Source organism: Bacillus sp. FSL R5-0512 (assembly GCF_038593295.1).
In the GTDB taxonomy this organism is placed as follows: Bacteria; Bacillota; Bacilli; order Bacillales; family Bacillaceae; genus Bacillus; species Bacillus safensis.
In genome coordinates, this window is record NZ_CP151982.1 from 3,562,923 (window position 1) to 3,581,044 (window position 18,122).

General features: G+C 40.1%; 16 protein-coding genes, 1 pseudogene and 1 riboswitch. Of the genes and pseudogenes, 7 read left to right on the forward strand and 10 right to left on the reverse strand.

Features of this window, described 5'->3' with window-relative positions:
• Positions 1 to 2 precede the first annotated feature (2 nt).
• The 4 genes from NSQ25_RS18310 to NSQ25_RS18325 all read right to left on the reverse strand — a co-directional run bounded on the left by NSQ25_RS18310 (position 3) and on the right by NSQ25_RS18325 (position 5,443).
• Positions 3 to 851 carry a PRD domain-containing protein gene (locus NSQ25_RS18310; protein WP_326135961.1) on the reverse strand — a complete coding sequence of 283 codons (849 nt, stop codon included), beginning with the start codon at positions 849 to 851 and terminating at the stop codon, positions 3 to 5.
• A 30-nt stretch (positions 852 to 881) separates the two neighbouring features.
• Positions 882 to 2,348 (reverse strand): glycoside hydrolase family 1 protein, encoded by a 1,467-nt coding sequence (locus NSQ25_RS18315; protein ID WP_342497912.1) that lies wholly within the window; start codon positions 2,346 to 2,348, stop codon positions 882 to 884.
• A 4-nt stretch (positions 2,349 to 2,352) separates the two neighbouring features.
• The gene (locus NSQ25_RS18320) at positions 2,353 to 4,212 is read right to left on the reverse strand and encodes a beta-glucoside-specific PTS transporter subunit IIABC (RefSeq protein WP_034281422.1); all 1,860 of its coding nucleotides are present in this window, start codon (positions 4,210 to 4,212) and stop codon (positions 2,353 to 2,355) included.
• Between the two features lie 328 nt (positions 4,213 to 4,540).
• Positions 4,541 to 5,443 carry a hypothetical protein gene (locus NSQ25_RS18325; protein ID WP_326135963.1) on the reverse strand — a complete coding sequence of 301 codons (903 nt, stop codon included), beginning with the start codon at positions 5,441 to 5,443 and terminating at the stop codon, positions 4,541 to 4,543.
• Between the two features lie 191 nt (positions 5,444 to 5,634).
• On the opposite strand from NSQ25_RS18325, the gene NSQ25_RS18330 reads away from it, so the two are divergent.
• Positions 5,635 to 6,186 carry a PadR family transcriptional regulator gene (locus NSQ25_RS18330; RefSeq protein WP_326135964.1) on the forward strand — a complete coding sequence of 184 codons (552 nt, stop codon included), beginning with the start codon at positions 5,635 to 5,637 and terminating at the stop codon, positions 6,184 to 6,186.
• A 4-nt stretch (positions 6,187 to 6,190) separates the two neighbouring features.
• Positions 6,191 to 6,673 (forward strand): DUF4188 domain-containing protein, encoded by a 483-nt coding sequence (locus tag NSQ25_RS18335; protein WP_034281425.1) that lies wholly within the window; start codon positions 6,191 to 6,193, stop codon positions 6,671 to 6,673.
• Positions 6,674 to 6,684: 11 nt separating this feature from the next.
• Here the strand turns inward: NSQ25_RS18335 and NSQ25_RS18340 are convergent, their stop codons facing one another.
• Positions 6,685 to 7,308, reverse strand: coding sequence for a CoA pyrophosphatase (locus NSQ25_RS18340; RefSeq protein WP_326135965.1), 624 nt, complete (start codon positions 7,306 to 7,308; stop codon positions 6,685 to 6,687).
• Between the two features lie 170 nt (positions 7,309 to 7,478).
• On the opposite strand from NSQ25_RS18340, the gene NSQ25_RS18345 reads away from it, so the two are divergent.
• Together NSQ25_RS18345 and NSQ25_RS18350 are read left to right on the forward strand one after the other, a co-directional pair.
• Positions 7,479 to 7,685: a helix-turn-helix transcriptional regulator gene (locus NSQ25_RS18345; protein WP_003215336.1), complete on the forward strand. Its 207-nt coding sequence runs from the start codon at positions 7,479 to 7,481 to the stop codon at positions 7,683 to 7,685.
• Positions 7,682 to 8,362, forward strand: coding sequence for a DUF3169 family protein (locus NSQ25_RS18350; protein WP_326135966.1), 681 nt, complete (start codon positions 7,682 to 7,684; stop codon positions 8,360 to 8,362). Before NSQ25_RS18345 ends, NSQ25_RS18350 begins: the two co-directional genes overlap by 4 nt.
• Before the next feature lie 47 nt (positions 8,363 to 8,409).
• On the opposite strand, the gene NSQ25_RS18355 is transcribed toward NSQ25_RS18350, so the two are convergent.
• A complete protein-coding gene (locus NSQ25_RS18355; RefSeq protein WP_211043767.1) occupies positions 8,410 to 9,756 on the reverse strand; it encodes an amino acid permease in 1,347 nt (448 codons plus the stop codon).
• Between the two features lie 164 nt (positions 9,757 to 9,920).
• Positions 9,921 to 10,000: riboswitch (glycine riboswitch) on the reverse strand.
• Between the two features lie 264 nt (positions 10,001 to 10,264).
• Between NSQ25_RS18355 and NSQ25_RS18360 the strand changes: the two genes are divergently transcribed.
• The 3 genes from NSQ25_RS18360 (at position 10,265) to NSQ25_RS18370 (ending at position 13,834) form a co-directional block, all read left to right on the forward strand.
• Positions 10,265 to 11,284 (forward strand): LacI family DNA-binding transcriptional regulator, encoded by a 1,020-nt coding sequence (locus tag NSQ25_RS18360; RefSeq protein WP_326135968.1) that lies wholly within the window; start codon positions 10,265 to 10,267, stop codon positions 11,282 to 11,284.
• 447 nt (positions 11,285 to 11,731) lie between these two features.
• Positions 11,732 to 12,913 carry an MFS transporter gene (locus NSQ25_RS18365; protein ID WP_034281431.1) on the forward strand — a complete coding sequence of 394 codons (1,182 nt, stop codon included), beginning with the start codon at positions 11,732 to 11,734 and terminating at the stop codon, positions 12,911 to 12,913.
• A gap of 18 nt (positions 12,914 to 12,931) precedes the next feature.
• The gene (locus NSQ25_RS18370; protein WP_081125179.1) at positions 12,932 to 13,834 is read left to right on the forward strand and encodes a quinate/shikimate dehydrogenase; all 903 of its coding nucleotides are present in this window, start codon (positions 12,932 to 12,934) and stop codon (positions 13,832 to 13,834) included.
• Positions 13,835 to 13,945: 111 nt separating this feature from the next.
• On the opposite strand, the gene NSQ25_RS18375 is transcribed toward NSQ25_RS18370, so the two are convergent.
• From NSQ25_RS18375 to NSQ25_RS18390, 4 genes and pseudogenes are all read right to left on the reverse strand, one after another.
• Entirely contained in the window at positions 13,946 to 15,139 is a 1,194-nt protein-coding gene (locus NSQ25_RS18375) for an MFS transporter (protein ID WP_326135969.1), read from the reverse strand.
• A gap of 1,161 nt (positions 15,140 to 16,300) precedes the next feature.
• Complete coding sequence (locus NSQ25_RS18380) at positions 16,301 to 16,966, reverse strand: hypothetical protein (protein WP_326135970.1); 666 nt, start codon at positions 16,964 to 16,966, stop codon at positions 16,301 to 16,303.
• A 20-nt stretch (positions 16,967 to 16,986) separates the two neighbouring features.
• Entirely contained in the window at positions 16,987 to 17,379 is a 393-nt protein-coding gene (locus tag NSQ25_RS18385) for an HNH/endonuclease VII fold putative polymorphic toxin (protein ID WP_326136002.1), read from the reverse strand.
• Positions 17,356 to 17,931, reverse strand: a pseudogene (locus NSQ25_RS18390) (pre-toxin TG domain-containing protein); the annotation flags it as partial. The gene NSQ25_RS18385 and the pseudogene NSQ25_RS18390, both read right to left, overlap by 24 nt.
• Between the last annotated feature and the right edge of the window lie 191 nt (positions 17,932 to 18,122).

Consider the following 18,122-nt stretch of genomic DNA (forward strand, 5'->3'; position numbering starts at 1 on the left):
ATTTATTTTAGTTGCTGATAAGATATGAGGCGGTGTATATGTACCGCAAGATAAGTAAGCTCATCATTAGGAATGACGATACTATGCACCTGTTTAATATAGTCTTTGATCTTAAAAGCAACATCCATCGCTTGAGGATATAAGTGTGCAATTTGTTCAAACAACTCATTTTCTTGATCTGATAATAATTTATCAGCATAAAATCTTTCTACAAAGAATTTCACATGTGTAATGAACCGGCTGTAATGAATATTCTCTTGATCCATTTTCATATTCAATGTATAGCGCACAAGATTGACAATACTCCCGATCATCTTGGCATATTTCATACCATCTTTCGAATCGGATTTTTCACCTAATGCATTAATTAAGTGAAAGGCGATATTAGCAGCTTCTTCTTTTGGTAATTGTATGCCCAATGTGTCATTGACTAACTCAAGTGCGTAATTCCCTACTTCAAATTCTTCCGTATAGTAGTTTTTGATTTCCCAATACACGCGATTCGTAATATTAATATTCTTTTTATGACGTTCCACTGCAAAATTCAAATGATCCATTAAGGTAAAATAAACACCTGAATTTAAAGTTGAGTTTAAACGTTTTTCTGCATATTGGACGATGTGCTGAGTTAAATCGATAAACTCCTGAGGCATTGAATCTAACAGTTGAAGAAATTCTTTTGCTCTCATGTTATCAACTGACATAAAGACTTGGTCCGCTTTTTTCTCTTCTATCATTTGACCTGGTTTCTGTCCATAGCCAATTCCTCGGCCGAACAATACTATCTCCTGTTGGTTCTGATCTTCAGCCAGGACCACACTCGAGTTTAAAACTTTTTTGATTTTAAACATCGTCATCACCTGTTTTCATGATTGTGGTGTTCAATCAAGCGATTCACCATTTGTCTTAATGACTTTTTGGTACCAATAAAATGAATCTTTTCGAGATCGTTTTAATGTCCCGTTCCCGTCATCATCTTGATCGACGTGAATGAAGCCATAGCGTTTTGACATTTGTGATGTACCTGCACTAATAATATCAATCGAGCCCCAGCTCGTATATCCAAAGAGATCGACGCCTTCTTCAATCGCTTCTCTCATTTGACGGAAATGCTCTCTAAAATAGTTAATACGATAGTCGTCATGGATAGAGCCATCACCTTCAACTACATCCTTTGCACCCATGCCGTTCTCGACAATGATAAGAGGTTTTTGATAGCGATCATACAATTCGATCAAAGAAATTTTCAGACCAATCGGATCAATTTGCCAGCCCCAGTCAGTTGAAGGAAGGTAAGGGTTTTTGACTCCTCGAATTGTGTTCCCTTCTGTCTCTTCTAAACCTTCTTGGGCTGACTCCGTTAAAGACATATAGTAGCTGAATGAGATAAAATCTACTGTGTTTTCTTTTAAAATGGTAAGATCATCTGCTTCCATTTGAATATGAATATCTTTTCTCTCCAGCATGCGCTTGATCAGTGGCGGATACTCGCCAAATACCTGAACATCTGCATAGAAATAGTTTTCTAAGTTTTGTTTCAAAGCTTGTTCCACATCATTCGGGTGGCACGTATGCGGATACGTTGTCAATTTTGTCAGCATACATCCTACCTGGCTGCCTGGGATGATGCGATGGCAATCTGCTGTTACGAGAGCAGATGCGACAAATTGATGATGAAGTGCTTGGTACACCGTTTCTTCCACTTTTCCTTCTGGGCAGCGATCAGGAATAATTCCTGCTGTAATGAAAGAGTGGCGGTGAATACTATCAATTTCATTAAAGGTGAGCCAATATTTCACATCATGTTTATATCGTTCAAAACATACATTGGCGAACTTAACAAAGAGATCAACGACTTTTCTTTCAACCCAGCCATTATATTTCACACTAAGCGCTAAAGGCATTTCATAATGAGAGAGAGTCACGATCGGTTCTATGTTGTGTTTTTTCATTTCTGCAAAGACACGATCATAAAATTGAAGCCCTTTTTCATTCGGTTCCGCTTCTTCTCCAGTAGGGAAGATACGACTCCATGCAATAGAAATCCGAAGTGTTTGAAATCCCATTTCTGCAAAGAGAGCCAAATCCTCTTTATAGTGATGATAGAAATCGATACCTTTGCGTTTTGGATATTTTTTATCGTCTGGATCTTTCATTGCACGATCTATATTTTCAGTGGTAACAGCAAGATGACCTTCATAATCTTCTACACTCAAGTTGGAACGGTACATTGCAATATCTGCAACAGACGGTCCCTTTCCATCTATATTCCAGGCGCCTTCTGCCTGGTTAGCCGCAATGGCGCCGCCCCATAAAAATCCTTTTGGAAAACCTTTGATTTTTGTCATATGATTAGCCTCCTAATTGTGTAACAACCATCAATGTATCTTGACGATTGACCTCTTGTAATGGCTGTACCTTAATATCATATTGATCTGTATTTGTGATTACAGCAAGTGTTACTGGATCATATCCTGCTTCCATGATTTTTTCTAGATCAAATTCAATCAATAAATCTCCTGCTTGAACACGATCTCCTGCCTGCACTTTTGGATAGAAATACTGTCCTTCCAACTGAACAGTGTCAATGCCGATGTGGAATAATACTTCAACCCCTTGGTCCGTTTTCATACCAAGCGCATGGTTTGTTTCGAACAGCAAGGTCACCTCACCATCTACTGGTGCATAAAGTGCTCCTTTTGAAGGTACAATGGCAATTCCGTCTCCCATGACCTTTGAAGAAAAAATATCATCTTTTACTTCAGATAGAGAGATCATTTGACCAATCACAGGGCTTTTGAAAGTTTCTCCTGCTCCAATTTGTTCAGCAAATGCAGCTTGGTCCTTTGTCTTTTCTTCTACTGTTCGATCTTTACCTAATACAAAAGCAGCGATAAATGCGACAATAAATGAAATGACTGCTCCAATGATAGCAAACATCAGATTTCGCGGAAGTTCATCTGATATAAACATCGACATGCTTGCTAATCCTGGGCCAACAAGCACAAAGGCTTGTATACCAACTAAACCAATGAAAATTCCGCCAACAAACGAACCAATCATAACACTTCCAAGGACTCGCTTATTTTGAAGTGTCACACCATATAACGCCGGCTCTGTGATACCAAAAAAGGCTGAAATCCCTGCCGAAATGGCTGTTGATCTGAGTACCTTGTCTTTTGTTCGAAGTGCCACAGCAAAACACGCTCCACTTTCCGCAATATTATGCGCAAGTGATGCCGGTAAATAAAGCGCTTCTTTCCCAAGGGTTCCCATCGTTGTGACTGCATAAGGGACCATTGCTTTGTGCATGCCTGAAGCAACCATGAATGGGAGGACCGCTGCTAAAATTGCGACAGCTACCCAGCCTACCGTATTAAACATCGCAAGAATAATAGATGAAAAGCCTTGCCCCGCTGTAAAACCAATCGGCCCTAACAGAAGTAACGTAACTGGTACAGTAATGACCAATGACATCATCGGAACGAAGAAAATCCGAATTGGTTTTGGTGAAAACCGCGTAAAGAATTTTTCCATTTGCGCGTAAAGCAATACAGAAAGGATTGCCGGAAACACTTGATACGCATAAGCTATATTTTTTACATCGAATGACAGTAATTGTGCACCTTCTGTAAGCATTGCTGTCATGTTCGGCAGAAGGAGCGCACCGACTGCTGATAATGCGACCAGTGGGTTTACTTTTAGTTTATTCGCCGTCGTTACAGCAACTAATAAAGGCAGAAAGTAAAGTGGTGCATCACCTACCATGTTCAGTATTTGATAGGTTTGTCCCTTTGCATCCATCCAGCCTAATAAAGAGAAAAGGAGAAGAAATGATTTTAAAATTCCTCCGCCTGCGATAGCTGGTACAAGAGGCTGGAAGACACCGACAATGAAATCTAACAGGACTGTGCCTGCTTTTCTCTTTTCTTTTGGCTGATTGGATGGTACGTCTTGGCTTGATGAGCTGCTGCCTATTAAACTTGTTACCTTTTGATACACTTCAATGACGTCATTCCCAATCACCACTTGGCATTGTCCTGACATTCTGACAGCTATGACACCTGGTGTTTTTTCTAGTGCTGGTACATCTGCTTTTTTCTGATCAATTAGCGTGAAGCGAAGTCTTGTTGAACAGTGCTCAAGGTGCGCAATGTTTTCTTTGCCGCCTATATGCTGTAAAACATCTTTGGCAACTTGTGTGTAATCCATTTTTTCTCCCCCTTTTCTCATACATGAGACCTATATTTTGGCAATAAAAAAAGGACCTAAAACGACAAATAAAAGAAATTCATCGTTTTTAGATCCTGCCTGCATGACCAGTCACATGTCTAATTTATTCATATTGGATTTGTTTTTAGTATATATTGATTATATGAAAGCGTCAACATTTATTTTTCTAAAAATTATTAAGGTCTATAGACCCAAATTCATTTTCCTTAATTAGTTGAAGCGTTTGCCTTCCTCTCTTTTTTTCACCAATAACTATCTTCATTATAAAAAACCAGATAAATTTATTCATTCATCTGGTTATCAACATCTATTTTTTCTTTTCTTCTGCCTGCTTTTTAAATGCTTCAGATTGTTTTTGATATTCCTGCTTCGAGACTGGTTTAAATTCTACGATGCCGCCTGCTATTTTCAGAGGAAGTTTTATTGATTTTGCACCTCGATTCGTTGAGCCTACGATAATACCAGTTTTGTGCTCTTCGATTTGAGGATAGGTACTGATATCAAACATGATTCCATCAGAAACACCACCCGCTTTATGTTTCGTCTCTTTATAAGGTTCACCACCATCCCCTGGAACTGTTCTCATTAGAAAGGCCCCTGACCATTCAGACTCAATATGCATATGCTTTACTTGTAGAAATAGTTGGTATGAACCATCCTCCGCAGTATACAGATAACCATAAGCGCCTGTTACTTTCTTGATGTAGTCTCTTAAATAATCATAAAATCTAGTTTCTGAGTCATCAATTAACTCATCATATCGATCTTGAATGGCTTTTTGATACGCATTTAATTTTTTTTGATCAACTGCTTTGTATGTGATGCTTTTGTTTTCACCTTGTTTTTTCACAGAAAGATCTTTTCCAGCAACATGTACTTCATACATCACCGGATCTTTTCCTCGCTTCACTTCAAATTCATAACCGTTTTCTATTGCTTTTCCAGTTAATTGATATTTATGTTTAAATAAATTCGGATCAAAATGCATTTCCGGACTTTCTTCTAAAATGGTCTCATTCAAATGACCGGTTACTTTCCCTTTTCTCTCCGTTACCTTAAACCAATTCACGCCCTCTTTTGTTTTCTGCGCAAAGGCGTAGGATTGATTCAATGCACTCTTTTTTCCGATTGCTTGATAGGCTGACCAGCTGACTGCACCAAGGACTAATACCGTCAGGACAGCCACAAACCAAATTTTCAATTTACTCATACGTACCCCTCCAATATATGATCTGATGAATGATCATCCATATATATGAGTGATTCACCTCTCCGATTAACAAAATCAGGTAAATATCCACTCCCTTTATCGAATTTATTTTTCAACAACCCCTTGTATCTGCCACTTCACATCATTTATTATATATCTAAAAGATATATCTTTTAGATAGGTGTGCTGATATGAAAAAATACAATGATACGACGTATGCGATTTTAGGTATTTTAACGACTGATTGTAAGTCAGGGTATGAAGTGAAGCAATTAATTGATAGAAGCCTGCATCATTTTTGGAAAATCAGTTATGGACAAATTTATCCAGCTTTAAAGTTAATAGTCGAGGAAGGCCTTGCGGAAGTTTCACCTGCTGCTGCTTCTGGCCGCTCAGACAAGCGGGAATATCATTTGACTGAAAAAGGACTGGATACGTTAAGAGAGTGGCTGGCGCAGCCGCTCGACCAGTTACCAACAGAGCGTAATGAGGTGTTATTAAAGTTATTCTTCGGTCAATATCTTTCGTTTGAGAAAAAATTGGTGCTTTTACAGGATTATGAGAGGCAGCTCCGTATTCGTTATGAGACATATGTTGCGATTGAACAAAACATTCAAGAGCTTTATCCAGATGAAGCGGATGCGAAGTATTGGCTGTTTACTTTAGATTATGGGAAAAGAGTGGCTCGAGCAGGAATTGATTGGTGCGTGGACACATTCCATTCGATGAAGAAGGAAGGGTAAATGAATGAAAAAAGACATACGTGCTGGCAGATTTACAACGGACAATTCTGATTCGATTGTTGTGTTCATCATCGGAATGAGGATCAACAAACGCTGGGCCATTCATCAATGGCTGCCTGTGTTCATGGCGATGCCTGGCATGATCAAGGAGCTGTATACCCATCAAGATGAGCTTGGCTTTCTTGGGACAGAGAATTACTTTGGATTACGCACGACAGCGATGATTCAATATTGGAAATCAACAGATGACCTCCTTGCCTATGCCAAGATGGAGAAGCATTTGGCTGCTTGGAAAGAATTTAACCAAAGAACACGAAATAATGACGCCGTCGGAATTTATCATGAAACGTACCAAATTCAAGCCGGCTCGTATGAATCCATCTACGTGAACATGCCTTCCTACGGACTGAGCCAAGTGAAATCCCCTATTTCAATAAGTAAAGGTCAACAAACAGCGAAGGACCGTCTGAATACAACAAATTCCTAGAGAGCGATTCTCTAGGAATTTCTTTTTGCAACGGTCACAAAATGCTTTAATATGCGGGCTGTTAATCCCCATATGGTGTAGTTTTCGTAATCATAAAACCATTCCTCAATCGAACGGCTTCCCCAGCTGTATTTTTCACCATTCATGATTTTTTCATAAGGGAAGTCATCTCCTGGTGTTGGCTGAACGGATACATGATGTAAGTACGGCTCATATTGGCTGAGCCATGATAGAGGCACGGTAAAAGTCTCCTCTACTTCTTCTTGATTAAAGGAGTGTTTCACTTTTTGCTCATCAATGATACCGACATATGGGTATACCACAAAAGATGGAGAAGCGATATAAGGACTGAGCTGTCCAAGGATCTCGACCGATTCTGGCGGAATGCCCAGCTCTTCATGTGTTTCTCGCAGTGCAGCTTCCTGTGCAGTTTCGCTGCCGTCAAGCTTGCCCCCAGGAAAGCTAATATCCCCCGGCTGTTTTCTCATGGTCAACGATCGGACCTCAAATAATATATGCCAATCTCCATTTACTTGCACCAAAGGGATAAGGACTGCTGCTTTGAACGCTGTCTCTTCTCCAATGAACAACGGTTGTGATTGATGTAAGTCATTTTTTAATTGATCAATGAACACGGACATCACCTGTTTTCTGTTTCTCTTCCCTTTAGCGTATCATGGTTCACCTTTTCAATAAAGATGATTGTTCTGACAATTATTTTTATCATTTTGACAACTTTACTTGTCAAAATGAATATAATGCTTTACAATCAAGGAAAGATTTCAACCAAAATTGAGGTGACAGAATGAAAAATCGGTTAAAAGAGCTTCGTGCGCGAGATGGTTTAAACCAAACTGAGCTTGCAAAGCGTGCAAAGGTCTCTCGTCAAACCATCAGCTTAATGGAACGAGATGAGTTAATGCCGTCTCTATTGCTCGCTGTTAAGCTTTCACGAATTTTTCAGGAACCCATTGAACGTATTTTTCTATTCGAGGAGGATGAACTCTCATGAAAACTGTATACAAAATGCTCTTAGGTGCTCTCCTTGGCTTTCTCGGCGCTTACTGTCTGCTGGCAGCCGAATTTGAAATGACACTTCTTGATGTTGCATTTGAAGCGACTCTTGTCATCAGTGGATTGACGATTTTATTGATTATTTATTGTTTTTCAGGGATTTCACGTATGAAAAAAAGAGTATCTCTTTCGGTTTCTGGAGATGAAGAGGATGAACTGGAGGTAAAACAATATCGGACCTTTACTGATTTGACTTTAGCCAATACGGTAAGTACCATTTTTTCCATTGTTGCCATCGGTATCGCGATCGTCACCGAGCAGCCCATTTGGTTGATTCTCGTCAATGCTGCTTTATTTATTGTCTCCATTATCAGTTCATATATAGCGATATCTGTTCTAAAGCTTGTCTACCCTAATCGCAACCTGCCAAGTCCATCTGAAAAAGATTATAGTAAAAAGCTGCTCGCTATTTCAGACGAAGGCGAAAAGCATGTGATGCTTGGCGGACTGTTTCACACGTATCAAATGATGAATGTTCTATTGACCGGCGCCATGTTTATTTTGATTGTGTATTCCCTTGGCGCCAATCACTCTCAGCTTTTCTCAATCATGGTCATTGGGGTTGTTTTGATCATTTTGAATGCAAATTATGTGCTAAAGATTAGAAATCGTTAAATGAACAAAAGCACAGCCTCATGCAAAGGCTGTGCTTTTTCCGTTCATTATGACGCGCGGCGTTTCTTTCGTGCATAAATCAATAGTAAGAAACCAAACCAGACCGGCGTTAATAAGAGCGCGGGGCGCGTTGCATCTGCAAACAGCATGATCACTAGAATCGCAGCGAAGAGAACTAAAACACATATATTCACAAAAGGTGTGAACGGTGCTTTAAAGGTAGATGCTTCATGCAATTCAGGCCGTGTTTTTTTATATTTCAAATGGCTAATTAAAATAATACTCCATACCCAAATGAAACAAATGGCACTGATCGTTGTCACAATACCAAAGGCTTGTTCGGGAATCAGCTTGCTTAAAAGAGCTCCAACCGATACCACAATCGTCGAAACAAACAGGGCATTGCTTGGGACAGCATGCTTGTTCAGACGTCCGAAGGAAGCTGGACCCTGCTTTTGATGACTGAGATTATACAGAATACGGCTCGTCGAGAACATGCCGCTATTACAAGCTGATGCCGCAGACGTCAACACAACAAAATTAATGAGCCCTGCTGCTACTGGTATCCCAATGAGTCCAAAGGTTTTCACAAAAGGACTTTCTGATGCGCTGAGTTCAGTCCATGGGTTGATACATAGTAAGACAAAGATCGCTCCCACATAGAAAAATAGAATTCTTAATGGAATCTTATTAATCGCAGAAGGGATGTTTTTTTGCGGATTGGCTGTTTCTGCTGCGGACACACCGACCAGTTCAACTCCCACATACGCAAAAATCACCATCTGGAATGACAATAAGAAGCCTGTGACACCATTCGGGAATAACCCGCCATGAGACCATAAATTCGTTACTGTCACCGGTCCGGCATCTGTTTGAAAACCAATGATTAAAAGAACCATTCCAACCCCGATCAATAATAGAATCGTAATTACTTTAATGAGTGCAAACCAAAATTCCATTTCTCCGAAAAGCTTCACCGTTAATAGATTCAATCCTAGTAAAATCAATAAACAAATGATGGCAGGAATCCACTGCGGGATGTCAAACCAATACTGCACGTACACACCGACCGCAATGACATCCGCCATCGCTGTCATAATCCAGCAAAACCAATAGGTCCACCCTGTCACAAAGGAAGCCCACGGGCCGAGATAGTCCTCCGCAATATCGGTTAATGACTGATAGCCTGCCTTCGATAAAAGCAATTCTCCGAGTGCCCTCATGACAAAAAAGATGGCCATCCCGACAATTAAATAAGCAAAAATGATTGAAGGACCTGCCAATTGAATAGCTTTCCCAGATCCTAAAAACAGTCCTGTTCCAATGGTTCCGCCAATGGCAATCAATTGCACATGACGGTTTGATAAATCACGTTTTAATTCTTGTTGTGTCAATGCTAACACCCTCCTACGACACGATCTTATCCTGAAATAATGAACCCTTTAAAAAAGTCCATAAAAAAAGAGATTGGATGCGCTCCAATCTCACGGTCATAAAAGAATAGCAAAATAGAGAAAAGTCATACACGGCATCATCCATGCACCACAAATACAATATTTCGTACTCTTCTGTCCTTTTGCCTGAGATTGTGAACCCTTCGGCGCCGCACATACATGCGGTCTCTCCAGAAGCTGCTCCTGCTATAGTGTGACCCACAGCATTCATAGCCTTCGTTATTTAATTAAAATGTTGCTATTTCTGAATAATTTTATATTTTACGCCTCATTCAGAAAGCTGTCAATGGTAATCTTTTATGATTTACAGCGGTACGCATATGTCTTCACTTCATCAATCCCCCCTGATTCATGTATAATAAATCAAAAGATGTTCGGCTCGTCTGATAGAGAAATCCCTCTTGATGATGAACAAAGTTAGGCAATCCATTGAAGTTGGTGAAGATAAATGAAAAAAATGAACAAGCAGCGTGTCACATTACAGGAAGTCGCCAAGCATGCCGGTGTCTCGACTTCAACGGCATCACTCGTTGTTCGAAATAATCCTAGAATCTCTGAAGCCACTCGAAACAAAGTACTGCAATCCATGGAGGAATTAGGATACGTATACGACCGCGTTGCTGCCAACATGCGGTCAAAAAGCTCAAATATCGTGGGTGTGATTGTGACGGATATTTCTAACACCTTTATTTCGGAGTTTTTAATTGGCGTGCAAACCACGCTTGAGTCACTGGGCTATACTGTTTTACTTGGTACGACCTTTGACAGTGTGGATAAACAGGAGCGGCTCATTTCCACCATGGTAGAGCACCGAGTGGGCGGGATTATTCTAAACCCAGCTTCGAAAAGCTCTGCTCGAACGGTCAAACAATTAAATCAAATTCGCACCCCAAAAGTACTGGCAAATCGTGAATTATCAGATGTGCAATGTGACTATGTCGGTGTTGATTATGAACAAGGTACTTGGATGGCGGTTCATCATCTTCTTCAAAAAGGGCATCGCCGCATCGCTTTTTTAGGCGGCATCAAGACTTCTTCGACTTGGATTGAGCGGATGAAAGGTTTCAAAAGAGCTCATGACGAAGAAAATGTGACGATTGATGATTCTCTTATTATTGATATAGAACCTACTCGTGAAGGCGGGAAAGAAGCACTCGCCCAAGTGATGGATCAGCCTGAGCCCCCTACTGCTATTTTTTGTTTTAGTGACTTAGTCGCTTTTGGAGTCATTCAAGCACTGTCAGCACGGGGCATCCAGCCTGGTGAAGATATTGATGTCGTTGGATTCGATAATGTTCCTGAAGCGGAAATGTACCATCCGCCGCTCACCACTGTTTCCTCATTTCCCCGATCCATCGGGGTAAAAGCAGCGAACCTTTTATATCATAAAATGAACGAACAGGATGAAGAGCTGCAGCGATTGATTTTAAAGCCTCAACTTCATATTAGAGAAACCTCTCCATCATGATGAAAAAGAGAATTGTGTGTAGCAATTCTCTTTTTTTTATTGATCAAGTCAACTATTTCTTTGTTTCATTTTTCTTTTTTTAAATCACAAAGTCATAAACTTGACACATTTAAAATGCAGGAGTATATTTATCTCGTTGCTTCTTTTAGTATATCGTTATACCTATTTCGTCATATCATCATTTCTATCAAAAAACAGTTAAAAGTGGTTTTTTATGATTCTGATCAAATCATGAAGTTTCACTTCCTAATCAAGGCTGTTATTATTTTTTACATTTTAGTAGAACGATGTACTTGATTGAAGAACAGATGAATATTCATTATTTTTTCATCAATCACATAAGGGGTGTTGTGATGGGCTTCATATTATTCATTTTGAAGGAAACAATAACAAAGGGTATACAAAGAATTTGACCTTAAATGGGGTTTCAAATATAGGAGTGGGAACATGAAAAATCCTTATATAAAATCGTCACTTGGCATGTATTTAAACTACTTCATGCTTGGCATGATCAATATTATTGTAGCTTCCAACATGGACAGCTTATCTGAACGCTACCATGTAGATATTCCGAAAATCAGCTTGCTTGTATCGGCGATCGGAATTGGTAAACTCATTGCGCTCTTTTTCTCAGGCCGGTTAGCCGACAGCTGGGGACGTAAGCCTGTCATTATTACAGGAAATTTTCTTTACTTATTATTCTTAATCGGTATTCCAACGACAACAAGTTATACACTGGCATTTATCTTTGCGATATCAGCAGGTATTGCCAACTCACTGCTTGATTCAGGAACCTATCCTGCTTTGTCAGAGTCATTTCCGAAAAAAGCAAGTTCGGCTTCTGTTTTAGTAAAAGCGTCTGTATCCATTGGGGCGACTGTTCTTCCATTTATCTTGGCCTTCCTAGTGGCACATGACATCTTCTGGGGCTGGGCGTTCTTTGGACTAGGGCTTCTTTATTTACTCGTAGGGATTTACTTACTCTTTATGCCATTCCCGAACCATAAGCAAGTTTCTTCACAAGACGCTCTTCCAGTACAGGATCAGCTGAAAGAAGAACCAAAAATGCTTGGCGAAGGTTTAGCTGTTGTACTGATGGGATTCACATCGACTGCATTGTTTGTCGTATGGCAGACATGGCTTCCGCAGCTCGGGTTAAAATTAATCGGACTTGGCACAGAACAAGCTACACAGCTTCTATCTTATTTTAGTATTGGTGCACTGGTATCTGTTCTATTGCTTTCGATCGTCTTAGATAAATTCATTTCACCGATTATGGTGGCGATCATTTATCCAATTGGGGCGTTCCTTGCAATGCTTGCACTATTCCAAGTTGAAACTTACAGCATTGTCATTGTCAGCACCTTCTTCTTAGGACTATTTACAGCGGGAATCTTCCAGCTGGCGATGAGTATTATGATGAAATTGTTCCCGACAAACAAAGCAACGGCTTCATCCTATGTCAACATTGCGGCAAGCTCAGCATTTATACTCGTGCCGCTCATTACAAGTGGATTGGTCAGCACGTACGATATTAAAATGACGTTATTTTTCGATATGATCATCGCAGTTATTAGCATATTACTAGCGGTCTTTGTTCTTGGACGCATGAAAAAATTATTTAGATAATTAAAGGAGATGTCAATCATGACAAACATACATGAACGTAATATTGATGGGAAAACAAAATTAGTTGGTCTTCTTGCTACACCAATCGGGCACAGCCTTTCACCACGTATGCATAACCTTGGCTATACACTAACAGGTCTCAACTATGCTTACCTTGCATTTGAAGTAGGGAATGATGAACTAGAAGCAGCCGTAAATGGTATGAAAGCAATGGGTGCAGCTGGATTTAACGTCTCTATGCCGAACAAAATGAAAGTACTAGATTACTTAGACGAACTAGATGATTCTGCAAGATATACACGTGCAAGTAACACTGTAGTGAACAAGGATGGTAAGCTCATCGGCTACAACACAGATGGTCTTGGATATGTAAGAAACTTGATTGAACATGGCGTTGAATTAGCTGGTAAGAAGGTCACTCTCGTTGGCTCTGGCGGTGCTGCGACTCCGATTGCGATTCAGCTTGCACAGTCCGGCATTCGTGAAATTAGTATTTTTGCTCGTAATGATCAATACTTTGTTCAAGCAGAAGAAAATGTAAATTACATCAACAACGAAATGAAATCATTCGGTGTCAAAGCAAACATTTTCCCACTTGAAGACAAAGACGCGTTCCGCCGTGAAGTAGCAGAAAGTGCGATCCTGGCAAATGGGACAAGCCTTGGCATGAAACCACTGGATCAACTCAGCATTATCGATGATACACTTGACGTACTTCGTGAAGATTTGATCGTGACAGATGTCGTATACAACCCGCAAAAAACAAAGCTTCTTGCGCAAGCACAGGAAGCTGGCGCCAAAACCATTAACGGTCTTGGAATGATGCTATGGCAAGGTGCACTTGCTTACAAACTCTTTACTGGTGAAGATATGCCAGTTGATCAAGTAAAACAAATTCTTTTTGAAAATGACCGTTTCTAAAATAAAAAAGACAAAGGGCTAAAATGATGATCATTTTAGCCCTTTGTTTTCTTTTCAGCGTGAGGGTTTGTCTACACGCTGAGACGACTTCCTGCGGAGGTCGTCTTTTTTTTAATCATGTATCATGATTTGACGGTATCGATACAGGATATACAGTGCGCCGATAATGGCCGCAACAGCCACCACTGCATCGAACATAAAGATTTGTAAAATGGACGCGTGACTCTGAATTAAACCTGTTACGACCGGGATGACGATAGCCGACACGCCGCCCGCTGTAGAGATAATCCCTGTCATCGTCCCTTTGTTTTTCCAGAAGAATTCAGCCATCACAGTTAACGTCAGCTGAAAAACTCCTGCCGTTGAAAATCCCAATACAAACGCATTGACGGTTCCTATGACTGGGGATTTCACGACCAAGAGCACACAAATGGAAACAAGTGTAATGATGGGGTAGATCAGCAGTACAGTGACCGGACGGACAAAACGGCGCAAAAGAAACGCGAGCATCACGACAGACAGCAGCCCGCCCATGCTATAGTAACTGAGCAGTTTTACAGCACTGCCCGATGCCATCCCCAAGATGGCCTCACCGTACGTAGGAAGCCAAATTTGCGGCAGCGCATACAGTCCATTTGACGTAAAGCTAATCAAAATGAGTGCGATCCCTTCCCTCCAAACTGTAGGCTCTGTCGAGAAGCGCGGAAGTCCGTCATACTCCGTTACCTGGACTTGCTCCACCTTACGATGATTCGGAAATGGCAAGGTCCACAGCATCAAGACATTCACAAGATAGATCAGAGCAGGGACAAAAAATGAAATTCCATAAAACAAATCATGCTCTGCTAAAAAGAAAATCGCCAGTGGCAAAATGGTTGCCCCAATGGAGATAAAGGCCTTCACCATCACATTCGCAGATCCCGAGTTTTGCGGAAAAGCCTCCATTAACGCAGGATATGTTCCTGCATCCATTGCCGAATTCGCGACGCCTGCCAAAATCGCAAATGCAAACGCGATTTGATAATTCGGAGACAATGGGATTCCGATGAGGAACACCGCCATCAGCACACCAGAAATCAAAATGACCGGCTTTCGCCCAAAACGATCTGACAGTACGCCTGATAAACCATACGTGAGCACCCTGCCAATGCCAAGCGCCGAAATCATATAACTAATTCCCGCACTATTGGTATCTAACTGTTTGATTAAAAATGGCATATTTGAAGCCAAAATAATATTGACCATACCTAATAAAAAATAATTAATATACAGACTAGAAGCCGTTCTCACATACGGATTCCTCATCCTGACACACCCCTCAACACCATCGCAATGAAGTGACAAATAATGGTTACGCCTACAAGATCTCATATGTGAGGAAGAACAGCTTTGCAGCCTTCACGTTCATACATCTCATCATGTCATGCAGCTCACAGCTTACACGCCCTTCATGTATCAAGCATTTCTTCAATTTTTCACTGCTCTTATTTTATACGAATGCGAAAGGTAAAGATAGTGAATTGCTTAAATTTGAAGGGAATTCATCGATCAAGCGTATGACACCATCGATAAAAAAAGGAGTGGTTAACTGCCACTCCTTAAATGATGTCTCAATTCTGTTCATCGCAGCCCCCAAATACTTAGATCATAAAAATATACCGTTCTCTCGATGCATAATCCAAAACGGAAATATTCTGCCAAAAATAAAATCCCCATACCCACTTGAAAATTTTGTTTGCTCAAGAAGGTGATTTAAATGAATAAAGACTTCATACACATTCACTTTAAGTGCTTCAATTTCATGCTCTCGATAGTGTTCTCCATGTATTTGGATTTTATGTTCTCTCGATTGAAGGAAAGCAAGCACCTTCTGACAAAACAATTGATTTTTCTTCAATATCTAAAAAGGGGTGTTCTGGAAGTGTCATATAGCTTAATTTGTTCATTAAATGCTGTCTTCTGCTTTTTCTTTTTAAGGTTTCGATTTTTGAATTTCTGTTGTTATTTATATTACCCAGTTCAACATCCACTTTCCATTTTGTACTTTATCATTACGATAAATACCTCATTAGGTCTTCATTCATAGATGCGAACAACTAAATACAGACTTGACGAGAACCTTCCATGAATTAAGAATTGTACACATGTGAAATTGTACCCTTATGGGGGACATCATCGCTTTCATCCACAAGTTAGAAGACGGTAAAGACCTGAATATCAAGATAAACATGAGAAATTAAAACCAGAAGGTTTCTTTCATCTCTACCACCTGACAAACACTACTCAGCGATTTTATAAAATCCATATACCACTATTCGAATTCTATAGAAATGAAACAACCAGTCCTCGAAAGAGTTTCGACAACTGGCTGTTTCATACGGTGTTTTGATCCCAGTCTCTCAAAAACCGAGGATCAGTCCCGAATATGGTGATTGTTTAAAATATTACGGGATCATTTTGAAGATACTATGAATGACTTTGTATTCGCTCCCGTATTTTCTGGGTATGATCTTGATTTAAAATCATTGCCAATTCGGCCTCATTTAGATCAGATCCCCATCTAAAGATAATTTCACTATTCAAACCATACTTCAAAAAAAGCGCTTGATAATCTACTTCATGACTATTCTTATCCAATCCTGAGTAAAACAAATCTTCTATAGATTTCTCTGAGAGCATAGAATCCCTTCTACTGGCAATCATGAAACTAGATTGATACTGATCCATTATTCGCAATGCTTTATCTAAATCATGTTGAGGAACCTTGGCTATACTGACATAAAACGGTTTTTCATGTTCATCTAAAAGTAATTCTGGCCCCTTTTCAAAACCTGAAGTATTTATGTCTGAATCAATAGATTTCCATACTTTTCGGAATCTCTCTATTCGCGAATGTGCATCACTTACTTTCTTACTCAGAAAGATATAAAAATGGTAATTAGTCAATTGATCGCTAAAAATTTCGATTAGTTCATTTTGACAATAACTTTGAAAAGTCTTAATTCCACCATTATCTAAAAAGTAATATCCATTAATACTATATACACTTAACTGTTTAAGTTCATTTATTTTTTGATCTAACCACTTATAGTAGTTTGTCACTTCTTGTTCGAATTCAAATTCTATTTTCATTTATAATCCTCCAATGATAACTATTTTTCATAGTCATAGTGGTTTCCATAAATATCATTAAAATGAGCATCTCTATTCTGACTTAAGTCGTCTGGATAATAATGACCTCCTGCATGATCTCTAACCACTTTATCACCTTTAAAGAAATAATCCTTACCAGGGATAGGGTTACCTCTTTTGTCCACTGCTGGTCTAACTTCTATGTGTTGTTCACTTACTGGTATACCACTTGCCCTTTTAGATTCTCGATAAGCCCCTCTTCTTTTGGCTCCTTCAGGTGAAAAATTAGGAGGACGCTGCCCATTTTCAGCTTTCACATATCTTTGATAATTTTCTTTTTTAGTTATTATTTCTTTTGGTTTATGTTTAAATTGAAGTTGTTTTAAACTCTTACTTCCAAACGGCAAAAGCATTCCAAGCGCCGCATTCATACTGGCTTCCTGCTGTTCTTTTGAGATCTTATTCCCAAACATGTCTCGGCCTGTAATCGCTTCGCTGAAGCCGTTGGTGGCGGTGAGACCATATAAGCCTTTTTGCGATGTTTTTAAGGCATCAAAAGACTTTTGTGATGTCTTGTAAATGTCGACTGCCCTGACCGCGGCTGATGTGGCTTGGGTGGTTTTATAGACAGCTTTTCCGCCTTTGAAAATGCGGCCTGCCCAGCCGACGATTGGGATGTAGCCTTCGGCTGCCATGCCGCCTGCCGCGACTCGCTGTCCTGCGGTGAGTTCCTCGCCTGTGATTGGATCAACGCCCGTTGCGGCACGTTTTGCATCGTTCACGCCGGTCAGTTCATTCACGATGTTTCCACCATAATCGAGGGCTTTTTCATACCAAGGGCGGTTGGCGAGGGCTTCTTGTTCCTTTGCGATCTTGCGGGCTTCTTCTTGTTCTTTTTTGATTTTCAGATATTCAGAAGTTTGCTTTTCAATATCGCTTTTTACCTTGTAGATTTCGCTATTTTGATCAAGCTGCAATGCTTTTCGATTGCTTTATTGTCTCTTTCGAAACAGAACACTGTTAGCTGAATAAACACCACCTTACGCTATTCGCTTAAATAGATTTTGAAATGATGACTACACTCCGAGAGGATGCCAATTACAGTCAATCATCAATTGAAATGAAAAACTGTCCTCGATACGGCTGCCGCAGACCA